23 protein-coding genes are annotated in these 22,158 nt (G+C 65.3%); 6 read left to right on the plus strand and 17 right to left on the minus strand.

The annotated features are described in order from the left end of the window. Nucleotides 1-60: 60 nt before the first annotated feature. The gene (locus tag QYC26_RS12360) at nucleotides 61-1,680 is read left to right on the plus strand and encodes a helicase HerA-like domain-containing protein (protein ID WP_317512523.1); all 1,620 of its coding nucleotides are present in this window, start codon (nucleotides 61-63) and stop codon (nucleotides 1,678-1,680) included. 3 nt (nucleotides 1,681-1,683) lie between these two features. Here the strand turns inward: QYC26_RS12360 and QYC26_RS12365 are convergent, their stop codons facing one another. Together QYC26_RS12365 and queF are read right to left on the minus strand one after the other, a co-directional pair. Continuing rightward, the gene (locus QYC26_RS12365; RefSeq protein WP_317512524.1) at nucleotides 1,684-2,094 is read right to left on the minus strand and encodes a thioesterase family protein; all 411 of its coding nucleotides are present in this window, start codon (nucleotides 2,092-2,094) and stop codon (nucleotides 1,684-1,686) included. A 59-nt stretch (nucleotides 2,095-2,153) separates the two neighbouring features. Beyond that, entirely contained in the window at nucleotides 2,154-2,600 is a 447-nt protein-coding gene (queF, locus tag QYC26_RS12370) for a preQ(1) synthase (protein WP_317512525.1), read from the minus strand. A gap of 155 nt (nucleotides 2,601-2,755) precedes the next feature. Between queF and QYC26_RS12375 the strand changes: the two genes are divergently transcribed. The 4 genes from QYC26_RS12375 to QYC26_RS12390 all read left to right on the plus strand — a co-directional run bounded on the left by QYC26_RS12375 (nucleotide 2,756) and on the right by QYC26_RS12390 (nucleotide 7,395). Further along, nucleotides 2,756-4,258 carry a S10 family serine carboxypeptidase-like protein gene (locus tag QYC26_RS12375; protein ID WP_317515063.1) on the plus strand — a complete coding sequence of 501 codons (1,503 nt, stop codon included), beginning with the start codon at nucleotides 2,756-2,758 and terminating at the stop codon, nucleotides 4,256-4,258. A 127-nt stretch (nucleotides 4,259-4,385) separates the two neighbouring features. Next, a complete protein-coding gene (gene sseA / locus QYC26_RS12380) occupies nucleotides 4,386-5,228 on the plus strand; it encodes a 3-mercaptopyruvate sulfurtransferase (RefSeq protein WP_317512526.1) in 843 nt (280 codons plus the stop codon). Next, on the plus strand, nucleotides 5,225-6,418 hold the full coding sequence (gene metC, locus QYC26_RS12385) for a cystathionine beta-lyase (RefSeq protein WP_317512527.1): 1,194 nt from the start codon (nucleotides 5,225-5,227) through the stop codon (nucleotides 6,416-6,418). The genes sseA and metC overlap by 4 nt, the downstream gene beginning before the upstream one ends. Further along, nucleotides 6,415-7,395, plus strand: coding sequence for a mechanosensitive ion channel family protein (locus QYC26_RS12390; RefSeq protein ID WP_317512528.1), 981 nt, complete (start codon nucleotides 6,415-6,417; stop codon nucleotides 7,393-7,395). Before metC ends, QYC26_RS12390 begins: the two co-directional genes overlap by 4 nt. A gap of 39 nt (nucleotides 7,396-7,434) precedes the next feature. Here the strand turns inward: QYC26_RS12390 and QYC26_RS12395 are convergent, their stop codons facing one another. After that, nucleotides 7,435-8,217, minus strand: coding sequence for a glucose 1-dehydrogenase (locus tag QYC26_RS12395; RefSeq protein ID WP_317512529.1), 783 nt, complete (start codon nucleotides 8,215-8,217; stop codon nucleotides 7,435-7,437). A gap of 95 nt (nucleotides 8,218-8,312) precedes the next feature. Next, complete coding sequence (locus QYC26_RS12400) at nucleotides 8,313-8,660, minus strand: hypothetical protein (protein WP_317512530.1); 348 nt, start codon at nucleotides 8,658-8,660, stop codon at nucleotides 8,313-8,315. A 231-nt stretch (nucleotides 8,661-8,891) separates the two neighbouring features. Between QYC26_RS12400 and QYC26_RS12405 the strand changes: the two genes are divergently transcribed. Beyond that, entirely contained in the window at nucleotides 8,892-9,617 is a 726-nt protein-coding gene (locus tag QYC26_RS12405; protein WP_317512531.1) for a TorF family putative porin, read from the plus strand. A gap of 109 nt (nucleotides 9,618-9,726) precedes the next feature. Here the strand turns inward: QYC26_RS12405 and QYC26_RS12410 are convergent, their stop codons facing one another. The 13 genes from QYC26_RS12410 to QYC26_RS12470 all read right to left on the minus strand — a co-directional run bounded on the left by QYC26_RS12410 (nucleotide 9,727) and on the right by QYC26_RS12470 (nucleotide 22,156). Continuing rightward, nucleotides 9,727-10,143, minus strand: a complete 417-nt coding sequence (locus QYC26_RS12410; RefSeq protein ID WP_317512532.1) for a DUF3035 domain-containing protein — start codon at nucleotides 10,141-10,143, stop codon at nucleotides 9,727-9,729. Beyond that, complete coding sequence (lspA, locus tag QYC26_RS12415; RefSeq protein WP_317512533.1) at nucleotides 10,136-10,663, minus strand: signal peptidase II; 528 nt, start codon at nucleotides 10,661-10,663, stop codon at nucleotides 10,136-10,138. The genes QYC26_RS12410 and lspA overlap by 8 nt, the downstream gene beginning before the upstream one ends. A gap of 7 nt (nucleotides 10,664-10,670) precedes the next feature. Next, nucleotides 10,671-13,457 (minus strand): isoleucine--tRNA ligase, encoded by a 2,787-nt coding sequence (ileS, locus tag QYC26_RS12420; protein WP_317512534.1) that lies wholly within the window; start codon nucleotides 13,455-13,457, stop codon nucleotides 10,671-10,673. A 95-nt stretch (nucleotides 13,458-13,552) separates the two neighbouring features. Next, a complete protein-coding gene (locus tag QYC26_RS12425) occupies nucleotides 13,553-14,491 on the minus strand; it encodes a bifunctional riboflavin kinase/FAD synthetase (RefSeq protein ID WP_317512535.1) in 939 nt (312 codons plus the stop codon). A gap of 52 nt (nucleotides 14,492-14,543) precedes the next feature. Beyond that, nucleotides 14,544-15,716: a dipeptidase gene (locus QYC26_RS12430; protein WP_317512536.1), complete on the minus strand. Its 1,173-nt coding sequence runs from the start codon at nucleotides 15,714-15,716 to the stop codon at nucleotides 14,544-14,546. Nucleotides 15,717-15,718: 2 nt separating this feature from the next. After that, nucleotides 15,719-16,234 (minus strand): dihydrofolate reductase, encoded by a 516-nt coding sequence (locus QYC26_RS12435; protein WP_317512537.1) that lies wholly within the window; start codon nucleotides 16,232-16,234, stop codon nucleotides 15,719-15,721. Nucleotides 16,235-16,388: 154 nt separating this feature from the next. Then, a complete protein-coding gene (gene pcaD / locus QYC26_RS12440) occupies nucleotides 16,389-17,177 on the minus strand; it encodes a 3-oxoadipate enol-lactonase (protein WP_317512538.1) in 789 nt (262 codons plus the stop codon). Next, entirely contained in the window at nucleotides 17,177-18,379 is a 1,203-nt protein-coding gene (gene pcaF, locus QYC26_RS12445; protein ID WP_317512539.1) for a 3-oxoadipyl-CoA thiolase, read from the minus strand. The genes pcaD and pcaF overlap by 1 nt, the downstream gene beginning before the upstream one ends. Next, entirely contained in the window at nucleotides 18,376-19,041 is a 666-nt protein-coding gene (locus QYC26_RS12450; RefSeq protein WP_317512540.1) for a 3-oxoacid CoA-transferase subunit B, read from the minus strand. Before QYC26_RS12450 ends, pcaF begins: the two co-directional genes overlap by 4 nt. After that, nucleotides 19,038-19,748 carry a CoA transferase subunit A gene (locus tag QYC26_RS12455; RefSeq protein WP_317512541.1) on the minus strand — a complete coding sequence of 237 codons (711 nt, stop codon included), beginning with the start codon at nucleotides 19,746-19,748 and terminating at the stop codon, nucleotides 19,038-19,040. Before QYC26_RS12455 ends, QYC26_RS12450 begins: the two co-directional genes overlap by 4 nt. Before the next feature lie 10 nt (nucleotides 19,749-19,758). Next, nucleotides 19,759-20,037, minus strand: coding sequence for a muconolactone Delta-isomerase (catC, locus tag QYC26_RS12460; RefSeq protein WP_317512542.1), 279 nt, complete (start codon nucleotides 20,035-20,037; stop codon nucleotides 19,759-19,761). Beyond that, entirely contained in the window at nucleotides 20,037-20,978 is a 942-nt protein-coding gene (locus QYC26_RS12465) for a LysR family transcriptional regulator (protein ID WP_317512543.1), read from the minus strand. The genes catC and QYC26_RS12465 overlap by 1 nt, the downstream gene beginning before the upstream one ends. Next, entirely contained in the window at nucleotides 20,978-22,156 is a 1,179-nt protein-coding gene (locus QYC26_RS12470) for a muconate/chloromuconate family cycloisomerase (RefSeq protein ID WP_317512544.1), read from the minus strand. Before QYC26_RS12470 ends, QYC26_RS12465 begins: the two co-directional genes overlap by 1 nt. Nucleotides 22,157-22,158: the final 2 nt, after the last annotated feature.

Raw genomic sequence — 22,158 nt, forward strand, 5'->3', positions numbered from 1 at the left:
GGCATTGCTTGTCGATCCATGTGCCGCAGCGCTAAGACGTTGTGGCACATGGAGACGGCGATGACGGATACTCAAGGGCTTTTCATCGGTTCGGGCGGGGGTAACCCGCTCTCTCTCAATTTCAAGCGCGCCAACCGCCACGGGCTGATCGCAGGCGCCACCGGCACCGGCAAGACGGTGACACTGCAGGGTATTGCCGAGGGCTTTTCGCAGGCCGGCGTCCCGGTGTTCGTCGCCGATGTGAAGGGCGATTTGTCGGGCCTTGCCATGGCTGGCTCTCCCACCGCCAAGATCCACGAAAGCTTCGCCGCGCGCGCCGCTGAGATCGGCATGGCGGACTGGAGCTATCACGACAATCCCGTCCAGTTCTGGGACCTGTTCGGCGAACAGGGCCATCCCATCCGCACCACCGTGTCGGAAATGGGGCCGCTTCTGCTCGGGCGCCTGCTCGATCTCAACGATGTTCAGGAAGGCGTGCTCAACATCGCCTTCCACGTTGCCGATAGCGAGGGGCTGCTCCTCCTCGACCTCGACGATCTTCAGTCGATGCTCGTCAATTGCGGCGAGCGGGCGGATGAACTGACCACCACCTATGGCAATGTGTCCAAGCAGAGCGTGGGCGCGATCCAGCGCGCGCTGCTCCAGCTGCGGTCGCAGGGCGGCGACAAGTTTTTCGGCGAACCCGCGCTCGACATCGACGATTTCCTGACGACCGACGATCAGGGCCGGGGGATCGTCAACATCCTCGCGGCGGACAAGCTGATGGCTGCGCCCAAGCTCTACGCCACCTTCCTGCTCTGGCTGTTGTCGGAAATGTTCGAGACGCTGCCCGAGGTGGGCGATCCCGACAAACCCAAGCTCGTCTTCTTCTTCGACGAGGCGCATCTGCTGTTCGACGACGCGCCCAAGGCGCTGCTCGACAAGATCGAACAGGTCGTCCGCCTGATCCGGTCGAAGGGCGTCGGCGTCTATTTCGTGACGCAGAACCCGATCGATATTCCCGAGGATGTCGCGGCGCAGCTGGGCAACCGCGTGCAGCACGCGCTGCGCGCCTTCACCCCGCGCGATGAAAAGGCGATCCGCGCGGCGGCCGAAACCTTCCGCGCCAATCCCGGTGTCGACGTGAAGACCGCGATCACCGAACTGAAGGTGGGCGAGGCGCTGGTGTCGCTGCTGCAGGCCGATGGCGCGCCCTCGCCCGTCGAACGGACGCTGATCAAGCCCGTGGCCTCGCGTGTTGGCCCGGTGACGCCGGTGGAGCGCGGCGTGCTGATCCAGACCGATGCGATCGGCAGCAAATATGATGCGCTGGTGAACCGCGACTCGGCGCATGAGATTCTGGCGTCCAAGACCCGCGAAGCGCAGGCCGCCGCCGCCGAAGCCAAGGCGCAGGCCGAGCAGGCCAAGCTCGATGCCGTTCAGGCAAAGGCGGATGAAAAGGCGCGTGTGGCCGCCGAACGCGAGGCGGCGCGCCAGGCCAAGGAAGCCGAACGCGCGCGCGTGGCGGCGGAACGCGAAGCCGCGCGTCAGGCGCGCGAGGCGGCCAAGCCGAGCTTTACCGACAAGATGGTGCAATCGGCCGCGCGCTCGGCGGCGACGTCGCTGGGCCGTCAGATGGCGGGCAGCTTTGGCCAGAAGCTGGTGCGTGGGCTGCTCGGCGGATTGTTCAAGGGACGCTGAGGGTCAGTCGGGACGACCGAGAAAGTGGTCGATGATCGCTTTCTCGATTCGTGCGGGACGCAGCGTTTTCGCGTCGACGCAGCACCAGCTGGATTTGACCTCGGCCAGCACCTCTTCGCCCCGGCGGATCAGCGTTGCGTAAAAGGCGCGCGCGCCCTGCACATTTTCGAGCACGACGCTGGCGACCACCGAATCGTTGAGAAAGGCGGGCTTGCGATAGGTGATCTCATGCCGGAGCGCGACCCAGAGGTGGCGCGCCACGGCATCGGGCGGGGCAAGCTGGCGCCAGTGCTCGAGCACGGCTTCCTGCACCCATTTCAGATAGTTGGCGTTGTTCACATGCCCCATGAAATCGATATCGTCGGGGACGATGGCGATCGGGTGCTGATGCCGGGGGGCGGCGGTGTCGGCCATGGGCTTACACTAATATATGCAAGCCCAACTGGCCAGCGCGAACGCGTGGTGGCGCGGGCTCAGCCGCGCCCGCGATAGGTGGGCACGCCCTGATCGGGCAGCCAGAGCCCTTCGGGCACCGGGCCCGATTGCCAGAACACGTCGATCGGAATGCCGCCGCGCGGATACCAATATCCGCCGATGCGCAGCCAGATCGGCTTCATCTCGGTGAACAGCCGTTCGCCGATGCCGACGGTGCAATCCTCGTGGAACCCCGCATGGTTGCGGAACGAGCCGAGGAAAAGCTTCAGCGCCTTGGATTCGACGATGGTTTCGTCCGGAACATAATCGATCACCAGATGCGCGAAATCGGGCTGGCCGGTGACCGGGCAGAGCGAGGTGAATTCGGGCGCGGTGAAGCGCACCAGATAGGGGCGGCCGCGGCGGGGGTTGGGGACATAATCGAGCACCGCCGCTTCGGGCGAATTGGGAAGGGCGGAGGTCTGTCCGAGATGGGTGGTCTGCATGGCGCCCCTTTACTGGAAAAAGCGCGGGCTGAGAACCTTTGCGAAAGGGGCGGGCGGGGGGAAGGGCGCTGCGCCCTTGTGGCCTTCGATTGGTTGCAATAGCACCCTAATTTGTCACGACTTTCGGGGAGGCAGATTTGAAACCGTGGAACAGGATGCTGCTGGGTGCGGCGGGCGCGGCGCTCGCCATCGCCGCGCCGGCAATCGCGCAGGACAAGGAAAAGGACGCGCCGGCCGTCGGGGCGGAGAAAAAGGCCGGCGAGATCGCCGCGCCGCAGCGTTCGGTGACGCGGCACAGCGGTCGTTTCGGCGGGCAGCAGGTCAGTTACACCGCGATTGCGGGGGAGACCCATCTGAAGGCGGAAGACGGCACGCCGCGTGCCGCGATCTTTTCGGTTTCCTATCTGAAGGACGGTAAGGACCCCAACCGTCCCGTCACCTTCCTGTTCAACGGCGGGCCGGGTTCGGGATCGGTGTGGCTGCACATGGGCGCCTTTGGCCCCAAGCGCGTCGCCATCCCGTCCGACGCGCGCGACGACGGCGCGCCGCCCTATCCGATCGTCGACAATCCCGACAGCCTTCTGGACGTGACCGACATCGTCTTCATCGATCCGGTGGGCACCGGCTTTAGCCATGCGCTGGGCAAGACCGATCCCAAGGATTTTTACGGCGTCACCGCCGACGCGAAGTCGGTGGCGGAGTTCATCCGTCTCTGGCTCAACGAACATGGCCGCTGGAACGCGCCCAAATATCTGGGCGGCGAAAGCTATGGCACAACGCGCGCGGCGGCCGTGCTCAACCAGCTCGAAGGCAGCTATAACGATGTTTCGCTGAACGGCGTTCTGCTCATCTCCACCGTGCTCGATTTCGGCGCCGGGGCCGATACGCCGGGCAACGAGATGACGCATGTGCTGAACATACCCACCATGGCGGCCACCGCGCTTTACCATGGCAAGGCGCAAGCCGCGTCGGTGGCGGGCTTTGTCGAGGAGGCGCGCCAGTTCGCGATCGGCCCCTATGCCGCAGCGCTGCTCAAGGGCAATCATCTGGGCACCGAGGAACGGGCGCAGGTGCGCGCGCAGCTGGCGCGGTTCACCGGCCTGTCCGAGGCGTTTCTGGACCGCGCGGACCTGCGCGTCGAACCGAGCCGTTTCTACAAGGAGCTGCTGCGTGATCGCGGGCTTACCGTCGGTCGGCTCGACAGCCGCTACACCGGGGTGGATTATGACAGCGCGGGCGAGCGCCCCGACAATGACCCCAGCTTCTACGGCATCGACGGCGGTTATACCGCCGCGATCAACAGCTATGCGCGCGAGACGCTGAAATATGCGACCGACCGGAAATATGTGACGATCGGCGGCGTCGGCCCCTGGGATTGGCGCATCGGCGGCGGCCGCGACAACGACGTCTATGTCAATGTCGCGCCCTATATCGGCAAAGGCTTACGTGAGAATAGCGGGCTGCGCATCTTTGTGGGGCAGGGCTATTATGATTTCGCCACGCCCTTTTTCGCGGCCGAATATGCGCTCAGCCGCACGGGCATGCCCAAGGACCGGATCGAATATCAATATTATGATTCCGGCCACATGATGTACGTGCGCGACGAGGATCGCGCCAAGCTCAGCCGCGATATCCGCAATTTTATCCGCAAGCGCTGACGCTACGTCTTGGCGATGCCGGGTGGGTGGAATGCGACAGCCCGCCCGGCTTACTCCGCCAAGCGTCTCGACGCGGAAAAATGCGGGGTCTAAGCATAGGAGGAATCGAGGAAGAAGGAGGCCTTCCATGGACATGCTCGTTTCAACCGAATGGCTTGCAGGGGAACTGGGCGCGACCGATCTTCGCGTGGTCGACGCCACATTGCTTGCCGCGGATAGCGGACGGAACGCATTGGCCGAATATGAGGCGGGGCATATTCCGGGTGCCGTGTTCATGGACTTGGAAAATCTGGTGGACAGCACCAGCAGCCTGCCCAACACCTTGCCCCAGCCGGAAAAATTCGCCAGCCGCATGCAATCGCTGGGGCTGGGCGATGGCAGCCGCATCGTGATCTATGACGATTCCCCGTGGAAGACCGCGGCGCGCGCCTGGTGGATGCTCCGCCTGTTCGGCGCGCACGACGTTGCGATCCTCGACGGTGGCATCGCCAAGTGGAAGGCGGAGGGGCGCGATCTCGCCACCGGCAAGGAAGTGTTGCGCCACCGCCATTTCACCGTGTGGAAGGATGACAGCTCGCTGCGCAGCTTCGATCAGATGCGCGCCAATGTGGACAGCGGCGCCGAGCAGGTGCTCGATGCGCGCAGCGCCGCGCGCTTCACCGGCGAAGAGGCTGATCCGCGCCCGCGCACCCACGCCGGCCATATTCCGGGGTCGAAGAACCTGCCTCACGGCATGGTCTTCAACGAGGATGGCACGTGGAAGCGCGGCGAGGCGCTGAAAAAGGCCTTTGCCGATGCGGGGATAGACCTTTCCCAGCCGCTCACCACCACCTGTGGTTCGGGCATCACCGCTGCGGTTCTGCTCTTCGGCGCCGAACTGGCGGGGGCGAAGAAAGTCGCGCTTTATGATGGTTCGTGGAGCGAATGGGGTGGCGATCCCGCCACGCCCAAGGCTATGGGAGCCGCATGAGTGATGATAGCGGTCGTATAAAGCGCGGAAATTCAACGCGCATCGTTCATGCCGGACGGCGCAAGGAGTGGACGGGCGCGCTCGTCAATCCGCCCGTCTGGCGTGGTTCCACCGTGCTGTACGACAGCGTGGCCGAAATGCGCGAGCGCCAGCGCGACACGCATCACCGCTTTTATTATGGCCGTCGCGGCACGCCGACCCAGTGGTCGCTCGCCGATGCGCTGACCGAGATGGAACCGGGGGCGGCGGGGACGCTGCTCTATCCGTCGGGCGTGGCGGCGGTCACCACCGCGCTGATGGCGGTGCTCAACCCGGGCGACGAGCTGTTGATGGTCGACAGCGCCTATGAGCCGACGCGCGCCTTTTGCGATGGAATCCTGAAGCGCTACGGCATCACCACGCGCTATTATGATCCGCTGATCGGCGCGGGCATTGCCGATATGCTGAGCGATCGCACCCGCGCGATCTTCCTTGAAAGCCCCGGCAGCCTGACCTTCGAGGTGCAGGATATCCCCGCGATCACCGCGATTGCGCGCGAACGCGGCATCGTGACGCTGCTCGACAATACCTGGGCGACCTCGTTGTTTTTCCCCGCGATCCCCAACGGGATCGACCTCACCATCCTGGCCTGCACCAAATATATCGTCGGCCATAGCGATGTGATGCTGGGTTCGGTGACCGCCAATGACGCGCATTGGGACGCGCTGCGCCGCGCCACCTATGCGCTTGGCCAGCATGTGTCGCCCGACGACGCCTGGCTCGGCAGCCGCGGCCTGCGCACGCTTTCGGTGCGGCTGAAGCAGCATGAGGCAAATGCGCTGGCGATCGCGCGCTGGCTGGAAACCCGGCCCGAGGTGGCGCGCGTGCTGCACCCGGCGCTCGAAAGCTGCCCGGGGCACGACTTGTGGAAGCGCGATTTCGCGGGGTCGAGCGGGCTCTTCGCCTTTGTGCTGAACGGCGGCGACGATGCCGCGCGCACCGCGCTGATCGACGGGCTCGAACTGTTCGGCATCGGTTTCAGCTGGGGTGGTTATGAAAGCCTCGTCATCCCCGCCGATCCGCCGCGCAGCGCGGTGAAGTGGGTGGCCGAGGGGTCGCTTGTGCGCCTGCAGATCGGCCTCGAAGACGCCGAAGACCTGATCGCCGATCTTGCCGCCGGGCTCGACCGGTTCGCCGAGGCCAGGGGATGACCGCCAAGCCGCGTGCGGGCATCGGCGCCGTCCTGCGCTGGACGGTGACCGCGCTTGTGCTGGCGGCGCTGTTCGTCCTCCTGTCCGACGAGATCGCGGCGCTCCGCCCGGTCACGGCGTTCATGGATCAGTTCGGCTTTCAGGCCGGGCGCTTCCGGATCTCGCTCTATTCGGTCTTGCAACTGCTCGTCACCGGGCTCGTGCTTTACGGCGGCGTGCGGCTGCTCAACCGGATCACGCGCCGCTATATCCGCCGCGTCGACGGGATCGATGCCACCCAGCGGCTGCTCGCGGAAAAGCTCGTCGGCATCGCGCTGGTGGTTGTCGCCTTCTTCATCGGCGTCGACCTGCTGGGGATCGATCTTACCGCGCTTGCCGTCTTTTCCGGCGCGCTGGGCCTTGCGGTCGGCTTCGGGCTGCAAAAGACCTTTGGCAACCTCATCGCCGGGATCATCCTGCTCATGGATCGCTCGATCAAGCCGGGCGATGTGATCGTCGTCGGCGACAGCTTCGGCTGGGTCAACAAGATCGGCATCCGCGCCGTTTCGGTCATCACGCGCGACGGCAAGGAACATCTGATTCCCAACGAGAATCTGATGACGCAGGAGGTGGAGAACTGGTCCTTTTCCAACCGCGACGTGCGCATCCATATCCCGGTGCGCGTGTCGTTCGATTCGGACCAGAAACGCGCCCAGGCGCTGATGCAGCAGGCCGCGCAGGAAACCGCGCGGGTGCTTGAGGAACCGGCGATTGCCGTCTGGCTGATGGCGTTTGGCGAAAATGGTCTGGAATATGAAATCCGCGCCTGGATCAGCGATCCCGAAAGCGGCGTGAACAATGTGAAGTCGGACGTGCTCAACCGCGTGTGGGAGCTGTTCGCCGAAAACGGCATTCGTGTGCCCTATCCGCAGCGCGATCTGCGCTTTCCAGCGGGGTTGCCACAGCTGGCGCAAGCGCCTGTGGCGGATGGCAACTGAGAGGTCGGCGCCGGAGATGCTCCGGCGCCGTTCCCTATCTTAGTCGAGCTTGGGCGCGCCGGGGACCGCCATGTAATAATGGCCGGCATTGAGCCCGCCATCGACCGAAAGCTCGGTGCCGATGCAGTAGCGCGCGTCGTCAGAGGCGAGGAACGCCGCCGCTGCGCCGATATCCGCCGGATCGCCCGCACGCTGCGCGGGATAGATGCGGAAGCCCTGATCGAACATTTCGCGCGTGACGCCCGCCTGGTTGGCAAGCGGGGTGTAGATGCCGCCGGGATGGATGGTGTTCACGCGAATGCCGCGCGGGCCGAGTTCCAGCGCAACCGACTGGCTGAAGCCGCGCACGCCGAACTTCGACGCGCAGTAAGGGCTGAGGCCGTTGGCGGCCGAGATGCCGTCTGCCGAGCTCATGTTGATGATCGTGCCGCCGCCGGCGCGCTCGATGGCGGGGACGATCGCCTGGGTGCCGATCATCGTGCCGAGCAGGTTGACCTCGATGATCCGGCGCATTTCGTCTTCGCTCAGATCGTCGAGCTTCTTGAAGATCAGGATGCCGGCATTGTTCACAAGGCTGTCGACCTTGCCGAAATGCGTTTCGGTGGCGGCGATCACGCGGTCCCATTCGGCGCGCGAGGTGACGTTCAGTCGTTCGAAGACGGTGACATTGCCCAGTTCGGCGGCCAGTGCGCGGCCTTCGGCTTCGAGCACATCGGCGATGACGACACGCGCGCCTTCTTCGACGAAGCGGCGGACGATGCCCTCGCCAATGCCGCGTGCGCCGCCGGTGACGATCGCCACCTTGTTTTCAAGACGCCGCATCTTTCTCTCCCTTTATGTACAAAAGCATAAGCCTAGCTTGAGCGGGCAGGGCTTGGCACGTCCATTTGGAGGAGAAGGCGCGATTTGCGCCGGGCTTAGCGCAGGATCCGTTCCATCGTGCCGATCGCGCGGTCCATTTCCTTCACCAGCAGCGAGGCCGCCGCGTGGCCGCCATGCCCGTGGCGCCGCCCGGCGATGAGCGCGGACAGCCCGGCGGCTGCGATGGCGGCGGTTTCGTTGGCGAGCGCGTCGAACCGGTCACGCACCAGCGGCGAGGCGGCGGTGTAGCGCGAATCGAGCGGTGCATGCGGGGCTTCGGAATCGAGCTCTGCGCTCAGCCCGCCCAGTTCTTGCACCAGCGAACGGATGGCGCGCAATTCGGTCATCTGCTGCTCGGGCAGGGCATGCGGCACATGGGCCGTCCGAATCGATATCTGGCTCATGCCGCCATTATGTCGATGGAATGGATAATAAAATCTTGCCGGAGGCAGTGTTGCGTCCGCGCAACAAATGCGGCCCTTCCGCTACGCATTTGCGCAAGGCTCTTGTGCGACGCAGCAATTCTCGTCATCTTTTCTGTGTTCGCGGTAATTCGGCCCGTCCGCCAGACGGATAAACAGAGGCTGAAGCTGCAACGCAGGTGGGACGAACGCATTGAACCAGAAAGGAAAATCATGCGCACGTCCATCAAGGGGTTCTCGGCCCTTTTTCTTGTCGCGCTTTCGACTCCGGCTTTTGCGCAGGAGGAAGCGGACAGCAGCGGCATTTCGGTCAGCGGCAGCGCAACCATCGTTTCCGATTATCGCTTTCGCGGCGTAAGCCAGAGCAGCGAAGAGGCGGCCATCCAGGGTGGCTTCACCGTCAATCACGACAGCGGGCTATATGCGGGGACGTGGGGCTCCAGCATCAGCTTTTCGGGCGGCACCGAAATCGACTTTTTCGGCGGTTATGCCACCGAGGTGACGCCGGGCGTCACGCTTGATGTCGGCGCGACCTATTACTGGTATCCCGGTGGCACCGGCGCGACCGACGTGATCGAACCCTATGTCGCGGTGTCGGGCGATCTTGGCCCGGTTTCGACCAAGGTCGGCTTTGCCTATGCGCCCGATCAGAAATCGCTGGGCGATGCCAGCGCGGTCTATCTCTACACCGATATGAGCACCGCGATCCCGAGCACCCCGCTCAAGCTCAACGGCCATATCGGCTTTGCCAAGAGCGACAGCTTCCTCGGCGGGCCCGACGGCAACGCGATCGACTATTCGATCGGCGTGTCGGCTTCGTACAAGGCGCTCACGCTCGGCGTGTCCTATGTCAACACCGACTACACCAACCGGGGCGGCGCGAAGGAAGCGCTGGGTGCGGACGGTGCGGTCTTGTTCAGCCTCGGCGCCAGTTTCTGAGCCCGAGGCGCGCGCCCGCTTCGGGGGAGGCGGGCGCGCCCTTCACCCCGGCATCGATACAAAAAAGGGGCCGGAAACGGCCCCTTTTTCATCTGTTCGGTTGCTCGGCTTATTGCGGCGTCGAGGTGCGCGCGTCCTGGCCGTCACCTTCGGGGGCCGACAGGATGTCGCGGGTGACCGCGCCCTTGTCGACGACGACGGTGTTCGGATCACCCACGCCCGAACGGATGCCGGGTTCGGCGGCGTTCGCGCCAGCCTGGCCGATCACCGTGCCTTCGCTCGCGCTGCGCTGTGCAGGGCCGCCGAACATCGCCTGAAGCGCCTGGGTGCTCGAATCGGCTTCCTGCGGGCGCGGGGCGCCGGGCTTGGGCGGAACGAGCGCGAAATCGGGGGGAATCACCAGCGGCGCCTTGCGCGACACGGCGAATTCGTCGGGGCGGCTGCGGTTTTCGAGACCGCCCGATGCACAGGCCGACAGGGTGATGGCGGCCAGCCCGAGGCTTCCGAAAATAACCGTCTTACGCATCCATGGTCTCCGTAACGTCCTTTCCGTCCTGCGGCGCATCCCGCACGAGCAGTGCGCGGGCCAGCAGGATCAGCACGCCGATGGTAATAGCAGCATCGGCGACATTGAATACCAAAAAGGGGCGGAAGCCGCCGAAATGGAGGTCCGCGAAATCGACGACATGGCCGAAGCGGACCCGGTCGACGATATTGCCGAGCGCGCCGCCGAGCACCAGCGCCAGCGCGGTGACATCCCAGCGGCGCTGTTCGCGCCACATCCAGATGAGCACGCCGATGCTGATCGCCGCCGTCATCGCGACAAGCGCCCAGCGCATCGCCTCGCTATCGGCGCGCAGAAACCCCATCGAGACGCCGTAATTCTCCACCCAGGTGAGGTTGAAGATCGGCAGGATGCGGATCTGGCCGATCGCCTCGAGGTTGAGCGGCACCGTCACCAGCCATTTGGTCAGCTGGTCTGCCACGAAAACCAGCCCGGCCAGCACAAGGCCGAGGCGGCGGTGATTGGCGATCGCTTTGCTCATCGCGCGCTCATGCCACCGCGGTTTCGCAGCGCCCGCACAGATCACCGTCCTCGGCAACGTCGGGCAAATGGCGCCAGCAGCGGCCGCACTTGGCGTGTTCGGTGCGGATCACCTCAACCGCTTCGCCCGCGCCATTGGTGGCGCTGGCGACGATGCAGACTTCGGCGAAATCATCCGGCGAAAGCCCGCCCAGATCGGGGGCAGCAATCTCGGCCTCAAGGCTGGAACGGATGATCTTTTCGCGGCGCAGCGGTTCGATCGCCTCGGTCACGCGGATGCGCGCGGCGCGCACCTGCTGCCACTTGGCGCCCAGCACGGCGTCCGTCCATGCGGCATTGACCTCGGGCCATTCGAGGAAATGGACCGAACCGTCTTCCGACGGATAGCGCGCCTGCCATACTTCCTCTGCGGTGAAGCAGAGCACGGGGGCGGCATAACGCACCAGCGCGTGGAACAGAATGTCGAGCACGGTGCGGTACGCGCGGCGCTTGATGCTGTCGGGCGCGTCGCAATAGAGGCAGTCCTTGCGGATATCGAAGAACAGCGCAGACAGATCCTCGTTCGCGAAATCGGCGAGCGCGCGGATATAGCGGTTGAATTCGAAATCACCCGCTGCGGTGCGCAGTTCGCGGTCGAGTTCGGCGAGCATGTGGAGGACATAGCGTTCGAGCTCGGGCATCTCGGCCACGGGCAGGCGCTCTTCCTCGGTAAAGCCGTCGAGCGCGCCGAGCATGTAGCGGAAGGTGTTGCGGAGCTTGCGATACTGGTCCGACGTGCCCGACAGGATTTCCTTGCCGATGCGGACGTCTTCGAAATAATCGACCGAGGCGACCCACATGCGCAGGATATCCGCGCCGCTTTCGCCGATGATCTTCAAGGGATCGACGACATTGCCGAGCGATTTCGACATTTTGCGGCCATTGCCGTCGAGCGCGAAGCCGTGGGTCAGCACCGCGTCATAGGGCGCACGCCCGCGCGTGCCCGAACTTTCGAGGAGCGAGGACTGGAACCAGCCGCGATGCTGGTCGGAACCTTCGAGATACAGATTGGCGCGAACGCCCGCGCCGTAACGCTGTTCGACCACAAAGGCATGGGTCGAGCCGCTGTCGAACCACACGTCGAGAATGTCGTTCACGACCTCATAATCGTCGAGCGCATAGGCGCTGCCCAGCAATTGCTGGTGATCGGCGGCGAACCATGCGTCGGCGCCGCCCTGCTTGAAGGCATCGACGATGCGCGCGTTGACCGCAGGGTCGTTCAGATATTCGGCGGTCTGGCGGTGGACATAGAGCGCGATCGGCACGCCCCAGGCACGCTGGCGGCTGATCACCCAGTCGGGGCGGCCCTCCACCATCGCGTGGATGCGGTTGCGCGCCTTTTCAGGCACCCAGCGCGTCTGCTCGACCGCATCGAGCGCCACCTGACGCAGCGTTGCGCCGTTGCTGTTTTCGCCCTGCGCCGCCGCGCTTTGCGCGCCGACCGCGCGGTCCATGGGAATGAACCATTGCGGCGTGCAGCGGAAGATGACCTTCGCCTTCGAACGCCAGCTGTGCGGATAGCTGTGCTGGAAGTCCGCCGAGGCCGCGAGCAGCGCGCCTGTTGCGCGCAGATCTTCGCAGATCGGGCCTTCGGGGGCGTTGAACTTGGGGTTGATCACCGAACCCTGGCCGGGGAGCCACAGCCAGTCTTCACGATATTTGCCGTCATCGGTGACCGCAAAGACCGGATCGATGCCGTTCGCCTTGCACAGCAGGAAGTCGTCCTCGCCGTGGTCGGGGGCCATGTGGACAAGCCCGGTACCCGCATCGGTGGTGACGAAATCGCCCGCAAGGAAGGGGCGCGGCTTGGCATAGAAACCGCCAAGCGCGTGCATCGGGTGGCGGGCGATGGTGCCGGCGAGTTCGGAGCCTTTGAACGTCTTGCCCGGCGTGACAGCGCCATGGCCCTGACGCGCCAGCGCTTGCGCGGGGAGGTCAGCGGCGAGCAGCAGCTTCTTTCCGCCAGCTTCGACGATCGCGTATTCGATGTCCGGCCCATAGGCGAGCGCCTGGTTGACCGGGATCGTCCACGGCGTGGTCGTCCAAATCACCGCATGCGCGCCGACCAGTTCGGCGATCGGGCTTTCGACGATCTCGAAGCCCACATCGATCTGGGTCGAGGTGATGTCCTCATATTCGACTTCGGCTTCGGCGAGCGCGGTCTTTTCGACCGGGCTCCACATCACGGGCTTGGCGCCGCGGTAAAGCTGGCCGCTTTCCGCGAACTTCAAAAGCTCGTTCACGATCGCGGCCTCGGCCTCGAACTTCATGGTGAGGTATGGGTCTTCCCAATCGCCCATCACGCCAAGGCGTTCGAACTGCTCGCGCTGCACGGCGACCCATTTTTCGGCATAGGCGCGGCATTCGGCGCGGAACTCGGCGGCGGGAACCTCGTCCTTGTTCAGCTTTTTCTTGCGATATTGTTCCTCGATCTTCCATTCGATCGGAAGGCCGTGGCAATCCCAGCCGGGCACATAGGGCGCGTCCTTGCCCATCAGGCTCTGGCTGCGGACGATGATGTCCTTCAGCACCTTGTTCATCGCATGGCCCATGTGAATGTCGCCATTCGCATAGGGCGGGCCATCGTGCAGGATGAAGCGCTCGCGACCCTTACGGTCGGTGCGCAGCTTGTCGTAAATCCCGATCTTCGCCCAGCGCGCAAGAATCGCGGGCTCCTTGGCAGCCAGTCCGGCCTTCATGGGGAAGTCAGTCTTCGGCAGGAAGACGGTGTCTTTATAGTCGGGTTTTTCGCTCATAGGTGGGGCGCACATAGCGCAGCTTGGGGGCCAAGTGAAACACCCCTCGTTACTGCCCTTTACGTTTTTCGCGCGGCAGCGCCCACAAGCGCGGCTCAGGCCGCCTGATCACCGGCCAGAACCCGGCGTGCATCGGCGCAATCCTGCGCGATCTGGGCGATGAGCGCGTCCAGCCCGTCGAACTTCGCCTCGGGGCGCAGGAAATGGATCAGCTCGACCTCGATCACCTGATCGTACAGGCTTTCGGACAGGTCGAAGAAATGCGGTTCGAGCAGTTCCTTGGGCGGATCGAAGCTCGGGCGGATGCCCAGATTCGCCGCACCGCCGACGATGCGCCCATCGGGCAGATGGCCGCGCACCGCATAGATGCCGTAGCGCGGGCGCAGATAGGGGCCCATCGCGATATTGGCGGTGGGAAAGCCGATGGTGCGGCCCACCTTGTCGCCGTGCTGGACCACACCCTGAATGGCGAAGGGGCGGGTGAGCAACCGCGCGGCGGTTGCGCAGTCGCCGTCCTCCAGCGCATCGCGAATCCGGCTGGAGGAAACGACCTCGCCATCGGCGGTAACCGGGGCGACCGCCTCGGTTTCAAAACCATGTTCGCGGCCGAGTGCGGCGAGCACATCGACATTGCCGCCGCGCATCTTGCCGAAGGTGAAATCCTCGCCGGTGACCACGCCCTTGGCACCGATCAGCCCGACCAGCCTTTCGGTCACGAATTCCTCGGCGGTGAGCGCGGCGAGCTGATCGTCGAAATCGAACACCAGCATCGCGTCAGCCCCCGCCTCGGCGAACAGCCGCTGGCGCTGATCGAGCGTCGTGAGGCGGAAGGGGGCGATATCGGGCTTGAAATGGCGCACCGGGTGCGGATCGAAGGTGGCGACAAGCGCGGGCACGCCCATGGCGCGGGCCATGGCGATCGCCCGGCCAACCACTGCCTGGTGGCCGATGTGAAATCCGTCGAAATTGCCCAGCGCGATCACGCCCCCGCGCAGATGATCGGGGACACGGACGCTACCCGAAAGCCGCTCCATGCGCGGCGCTATAGGGGGGGTGGGGGCAGGGGGCAATTGTCAATCTCGGCAGTCAATCGCCGCCCGGGTTAAGTCCGGTCGCCAGCAGGCGCAGCGCGTTGCCGCCCATCACGGCGCGAATTTCGGCGTGGCTCAGCCCCACATCCACCAGCGCCTGCGTGATTTCGGCGAGCTGCGCGGTATCGATCCGCGTCGTCACCGCGCCGTCGAAATCGCTGCCCAGCGCGACATGGCGGATGCCCACCAGATCGCGGGCATGGACGACGGCCCTGGCAAAGCTTTCGACCTGCGTATCGCACAAAGCGGCATCCCAATAGCCGATGCCGATCAGCCCGCCGGTGCGCGCGATGCCGCGTATCTCGGCATCGGTCAGGTTGCGGTTGACGTTGCACACCGCCTGTACGCCGCCATGGCTGGAGACGACGGGGCGTTCGGCCATGGCGAGTATCTCTGCCACCGCCTGATGGCTGGCATGGGCGATGTCGACGATCATGCCCTTGGCCTCCATCGCGCGGACGATCTCGCGGCCAAAGGGGGTGAGCCCGCCTTTCTTCTCGCCGTGCATCGACCCGGCCAGCTCATTGTCGAAGAAATGCGCAAGCCCCGCCATGCGGAACCCGGCCGCGTAGAGCGCGTCGAGATTTTCGCGCTTGCCCTCAAGATTTTGAAGCCCCTCGATCGTCAGCATCGCGCCGGTAACCGGGCGGCCGAGCGCGCGGTCGGACATCAACCGGCTGATATCCGCGCCTGTCCGCACGATCCGGAGCGTGCCTTGCGACGCGGCCTCCGCCGCGCGCAGCTTTTCGGCGTGCCAGAGCGAGCGTTCGAGCAGCGAACCCCAGGTGCGGATCGGCTGGGCCTGCGCGATGGCGAGCAGGGTGATATTGTCGCTGTCGGCGCCGTTGACGTCGTAATTCTGGTTACGCGGCGTCTTGGTGACCGACGAGAAAAGCTGGAGCGCGACATTGCCCGTCTGCAGCCGGGGCAGATCGACCTGCCCGCGCGTGCTGTCGTTCAACAGGCTGCGTTTCCACAACAGCGTATCGGCATGAAGATCGACGATGGCGAGCGCGCCGTGCAGCGCCCTTGTTTCGGCGGTCACCGCGGGCAGGGGCCCGGGCGCCACCTTGTTCATCGATCGTTCGATGATGCCGGGGGCCAGCGCGAAGAAGAAGATGGCGAGCAGGACGATTATGGCGGCGATGCCGATCAGCGTCCTGCGCATCCTCAATTCTCCCCTATTGCCGGATTGGGCGGTGCCGCGCGCGTGAGCGTCACGAAGCTATAGGCGGGCTTGCCATTGTCCGCCGGAAAATCCTCGCGCCGGGTTTCGCGCCAGTCGGGGCCGAAATCGTCGAGGTGCGCATCGCCCTCGGCATCCAGATGGACCTCGGTCAGCTCGATCCGGTGCGCGATGGGGAGGAACAGCCGATATATTTCCGCGCCGCCGATCACCGAGATATGCGGCGCATTGGCGCGGCGCACGGCGTCCTCGGGGGTCGTCACGGGCTCGGCGCCATCCTCATCCCAGCCGCTGTCGCGGGTCAGCACGATATGGCGGCGCCCGTCGAGCAGGCCGGGCAGGCTGTCGAACGTCTTGCGGCCCATGATCATCGGCGTGCCCATGGTCAGCGATTTGAAATGACGCAGATCGGCGGGCAGGTGCCAGGGCAGGCGGCCTTCGCGGCCGATCACGCCATTATCGGCGCGCGCAACGATCAGGACGATCTCACCCCGGGTCACGGATGGCACCCGGCGTCGGCGTCGAACTGGAATTGGCTGTGAATTGTAAACCCCCTCATCCATTCTGGCGCATAAGCGGTTGATACGCACAGTGCGCCGTCCTGTTCAATCCTTGTCGGAAAAGACAGATGGGCAGGATGAGGGGGCAGAAGGGTCAGGCGGTCAGGAACGCGCTGACCGCGCGGGCAAAGTCCTCGGGTTGCTCGACATTCGACAGATGCGCCGCATCCAGCGTGACGAGGCGGCCGTCCTGCACCGAATTGGCAAGGAAAGCGCCGTCCTCGACCGAGGTGGAGGGGTCCTGCTCGCCCGCGATCACCAGTACCGGCGCCGCGATGAGCGGGGCGGTTACCCGCTGGTCCATATCGCGGATCGCCGCGCAGCAGCCGGCATAGCCCTGCGGATTATTGGCAAGCAGCATGGTGCGGATGAACTCCACCGGCTCGGGCGCGCGGGCCGGGAAATCGGGCGTGAACCAGCGCGCGATCGAAGCCTCGGTCAGCGGCGCCATGCCATTGGCCAGCACGCCGTCGATCCGCCCCTGCCAGCCCGAGGGCGGGCCCATATAGGCGGCGGTGTTGGCGAGCACGATCCGGCGCATCCGTTCGGGTGCGCGGTGGCCAAGCCACTGGCCGACCATGCCGCCCTTGGAAAGCCCACAGAAATCGACCTGTTCGATCCCGAGCGCATCGAGCAGTTCGACGGCGTCGCGGCCCAGCCGGTCGATCGAATAGGCGCCGGCCGGCGAATCGGAATCGCCGTGGCCGCGGCTGTCATAGCGCAGCACGCGGTGATGCGCGGTCCAGGCGGCGATCTGCGGATCCCACATCCCCATATCGGTGCCGAGCGAGTTGGACAGGAGGAGGACGGGCGCGCCCTCGGGCCCCTCAAGGCGATAGGCGATGCGGCAGCCATCGCCTATGGTGACGAACTGCTTTTCCATCAGACGCGCTCCACCGCAACGGCGAGACCCTGGCCGACGCCGACGCACAGCGTGGCCAAGCCATAGCGCCCACCCGTTTTTTCAAGCTGATGCACCGCAGTCATCAGGATGCGCGCACCCGACATGCCGAGCGGATGGCCCAGCGCGATTGCGCCGCCATTGGGGTTCACCTGCGCCGCGTCATCGGCAAGGCCAAGCCCGCGCAGCACCGCCAGCCCCTGCGAGGCAAAGGCTTCGTTGAGCTCGATCACGTCGAACTGGCCGATCGCAAGGCCTAGCCGCGCCATCAGCTTTTCGGTGGCGGGCACCGGGCCGATGCCCATCACGCGCGGGGCCACCCCGGCGCTCGCCATGCCAAGGATGCGCGCGCGCGGGGTAAGCCCGTGGCGCCTGGCGGCCGCTTCGGAGGCGATGAACATCGCGGCGGCGCCGTCGTTCACGCCCGATGCGTTGCCCGCCGTCACCGTGCCATCGGCGCGGACCACGGGCTTCAGTTTCGCCAGCCCTTCGGCCGTGGTTTCGGGGCGGGGATGCTCGTCGGTGTCGACGATCGTCTCGCGGCCCTTCTTGTCGGTGATGGTGACGGGCACGATCTCTTCGGCGAAATAACCGACGGCCTGGGCGGCGGCGGCCTTGTGCTGGCTATGCAGCGCAAAGGCGTCCTGATCGGCGCGCGATACGCCGTAGTCGCCCGCCACATTCTCGCCGGTCTCGGGCATCGAATCGACGCCGTAGGCCGCCTTCATCGCGGGGTTGATGAAGCGCCAGCCGATCGTCGTGTCATACACGGCGTTGGCGCGGCTGAACGCGCTCGTCGCCTTGGGCATGACGAAGGGCGCACGGCTCATGCTTTCGACCCCGCCCGCGATCAGCAGATCGGCATCGCCCGCGCGGATGGCGCGCGCGGCGCTGCCCACCGCGTCGAGGCCCGAGGCGCAGAGCCGGTTGATCGTCGATCCGCCGACGCTGTCGGGCAGGCCCGCCAAAAGCGCCGCCATGCGCGCGACGTTGCGATTGTCTTCGCCCGCCTGATTGGCGCAGCCCAGGATGACATCGTCGATCGCGCTGGCATCGATGCCGCTCTGTTCGATCAGCGCGCGCATCGGGATCGCGGCCAGATCGTCGGCGCGCACCGGCGAAAGCCCGCCACCATAGCGGCCGATCGGGGTGCGGACGGCCTCGCAGACAAAGGCTTCGGTCATGCCGCGATCCTTTCGGCGAAGGGCGTGCCGGTCATCGCGCGGACATCCTCGACGGTCACGCCGGGGGCGATTTCGGTGAGCGTCAGCCCGCCCTTGTCCTTGTCCACCTCAAACACGGCGAGATCGGTCACGATCATGTCGACCACGCCCGCGCCGGTGAGCGGCAGCGTGCATTTTTCGAGGATCTTGGGCGTGCCGTTCTTCGACACATGCTCCATCACGACGACGACGCGCTTGACGCCCGCGACAAGATCCATCGCGCCGCCCATGCCCTTCACCATCTTGCCGGGGATCATCCAGTTGGCGATGTCGCCATTGGACGCCACTTCCATCGCGCCGAGCACGGTGAGGTCGATATGCCCGCCGCGGATCATCGCGAAGCTGTCGGCCGAGGAAAAGAAGCTCGACGTCGGCAGCGCGGTGATCGTCTGCTTGCCGGCGTTGATCAGGTCGGGATCGGCCTCGTCCTCATAGGGAAAGGGGCCCATGCCCAGCATCCCGTTTTCCGACTGCAACGTCACCTTCAGGCCGTCCGGGATATGGTTCGCCACCAGCGTCGGGATACCGATGCCGAGATTGACGTAGAAACCATCCTGCAACTCGCGTGCCGCGCGCGCCGCCATCTGGTCGCGGGTCCAGCCCTTGGTCGCTTCGGTCATCATGCGGTCTCCCTCGGGCGGGTGGTCAGTTTTTCGATGCGTTTCTCGTTGATCGTGGAAAGCACGATGCGGTCGACGAAAATGCCGGGGGTGTGGATGCAATCGGGATCGAAGGTGCCGGGTTCGACGATTTCCTCGACCTCGACGACGGTCACCTTGCCCGCGGTCGCCATGTTGGGGTTGAAGTTACGCGCGGTCTTGCGAAACATCAGATTGCCCTCGGGGTCCGCCCGCCAGGCCTTGATGATCGACACGTCCGCGCGCAGCCAGGTTTCGCGGACATATTTGCGGCCCTCGAATTCCTCGACCGGCTTGCCCTCGGCAACGACGGTGCCGACGCCCGTGGGGGTATAGAAAGCGGGAATGCCCGCGCCGCCCGCGCGGATGCGTTCGGCCAGCGTGCCCTGCGGGTTCAGTTCCAGCTCAAGCTCGCCCGAAAGATACTGGCTTTCAAACAGCTTGTTCTCGCCGACATAGGAAGAGATCATCTTCCTGATCTGGCGCGTCTCCAGCAGCATCCACAGGCCGAAGCCGTCGGCGCCGCAATTGTTGGAGATGACGGTCAGATCCTTGACGCCCGCCTTCTTGATTTCGGGGATCAGGCTTTCGGGGTTGCCCGACAGGCCGAAGCCGCCCGACATGATCGTCATGCCGTCGAACAACAGGCCATCGAGCGCGGCCGCGGGCGAGGGGTAGATCTTGTCTGCCATGATCCTGTCCTCAGTCGATTGCGGAAGGATGGCGCGCGAGCGGCGTCACCTTGATGTCCATGAAGGGGAACAGCGGCAGCGTGGACAGCAGTTCGTGCAGGCGATCATGGTCGGCGACATCGAAGATGCTGACATTGGCGTAGCGCCCGGCGACGCGCCAGATATGGCGCCATTCGCCCGAACGCTGCAGCTCCTGCGACCGCGCCTTCTCGACCGCCTTCAGATTGTCGATGTGAGCCGGATCGGCATCGGACGGGATGCGGACATCCATTTCGACGCAGTATAGCATTAGCGTGTCTCCGATTTGTCATGGAGCGCGACGAAGTCTTTCACGGTCGCGCGGAAGAGCGAAAGCACCGCGGCACGATTGTCGCGGCGATAGGCGATGCTGAGCCGGGTCGTCGGCACCGGCGGCTTCAACCGGCGATAGGCGATGCCCAGCCGGTGCGAATCCTCGACCGAGGCGGGCACCAGCGAAACGCCGGCGCCGGCCGCCACCAGCCCGAGCGCGGTCTGCAGCTCCATCGTCTCCTGCGCGACGGTGGGGGCAAAGCCCGCTTCGTGGCACAGGCGCAATATGGTGTCGGCAAAGCTGGGCCGGGGATGGCGCGGATAGAGGACGAAGGGGTGCCGGGCGAGGTCGGCGAGCGCGATCTCGGTGCCGTCGGCGACCGGATCGGCATCGGGCAAGGCGGCGACCAGCGGCTCTTCCAGAACCACCTCGTTCACGATCTCGGGATCGTCGATGCTGGGGCGGGCAAAGGCGACGTCGATCGCGCGTTCGATCAGCGCCACCTTCAGTTCCGCCGTGTTCATCGCATGGAGCAGCAGGTCGACATCGGGATTGTTGGTGCGAAAGCTATTGAGCACCTGCGGCAGCAGCGAATAGGTGGCCGATCCGACAAAGCCGACATTGAGCACGCCGGTGCGCCCCTCGGCCGCGCGGCGGACGATCCGGGCGGTCTCGACGATCCGCCCCAAAATGTCGCGGGCGCGGGGGAGGAGGGCTTCGCCCGCCGCGGTCAGGCGGATCTGGTTGCGGGTGCGGTCGAACAGCGTCGCGCCGATCGCGTTTTCCAGCTCGACCATCTGGCGGCTGAGCGCCGGTTGCGCGACATGCAGCCGCTCGGAGGCGCGGCCGAAATGCAGTTCTTCGGCAATGGCGACAAAATAGCGCAGGCGCCGGACATCGACGCCTGCGGCTTCCGCGAAATGATCGATCGCGTTCATCACCCTCGAGCGTAACGGGCGACCTTGTCTTCGTCGAGCGTGATGCCCAATCCCGGCCCCTGGGGCAGAAGGATGTGGAAATCCTCGAACCGCAGCGGCGCGGTGACAAGATCGTCCTTCAATATCTGAGGACCGAAATGTTCGCAGTGCCAGTCCAGCCTGGGCAGCGCCGCGAAAACCTGAAGATGCGCGGCGGCGCCGACCGAGCTTTCGAGCAGGCACCCGCCATACAGGCCGATACCGGCGGCTTCGGCCACCGCGGCCACGCGGCGCGTGCCGAGCAACCCGCCATGCTTTACCAGCTTCAACGAGACGACATCGGCGGCGGCCGCCTGGCCGACGACAAAGGCGTCATGTTCCGAAAAGATCGCCTCGTCGGCCATGATAGGCACGCGGGTACGGGCGCGCAGCCGGGCCATGCCGGCGACATCCCATGCGGGCAGCGGCTGTTCGACAAGCGCGATGCCCATCTCGTCCATCTCGTCGAAACAGCGGAGCGCGGTGGTTTCGCTCCACGCCTGATTGGCGTCGACGATCAGTTCGGCGCGGCCTTCGAGCGCGGCGGCGATCCGGCGCAGCCGGGCCATGTCCTCGGCGGCGGGCTTGGCGCCGATCTTTACCTTGAAGATATTGTGCTTGCGTTCGGCCAGCTTCTTTTCGGCCTCGGCCACTTCCTGTTCGGGGTCCCCCGACGCCAGCGTCCAGAGCACGCGGATGCGGTCGCGCACCGCGCCGCCCAAAAGCGCGCTGGCGGGAATGCCCAGCGTCTTGCCGACCGCGTCGAACAGCGCGCTTTCGATCGCGGCCTTGGCGGCGTTGTTGCGCTTCGCCGCCTCGGCAAGCGTGCGGCCGACGGCCTCGAAACCCGCCGCCTCCATGCCGATGATGGCGGGGGCGAGATAGGTGTCGATCGTCGCCTTGATGCCCTCGACGCTTTCCTCGCTCCAGCGCGGGCCGCCGAGCGTGGCGGCCTCGCCCACGCCCTCCACCCCGTCGGCCGTCCGCACGCGGACGAGAACATAGTTCTGCTGGGTGGTGGAGAGCGAGGAGAGCTTGTGCTGGCGTACGGTGGGGATGTCGACGATCTGCGTCTCGATCCGTTCGATCCGCGTTCCCGCCAGCGCGCCGCCCGAGAGGGGCGTGGCGTGCGGGCCGGCGCTGCTGGCGAGATCGAGCATGG

The sequence above is a fragment of the Sphingomonas sp. C3-2 genome (genome assembly GCF_033025475.1).
Lineage (GTDB): Bacteria > Pseudomonadota > Alphaproteobacteria > Sphingomonadales > Sphingomonadaceae > Sphingobium_A.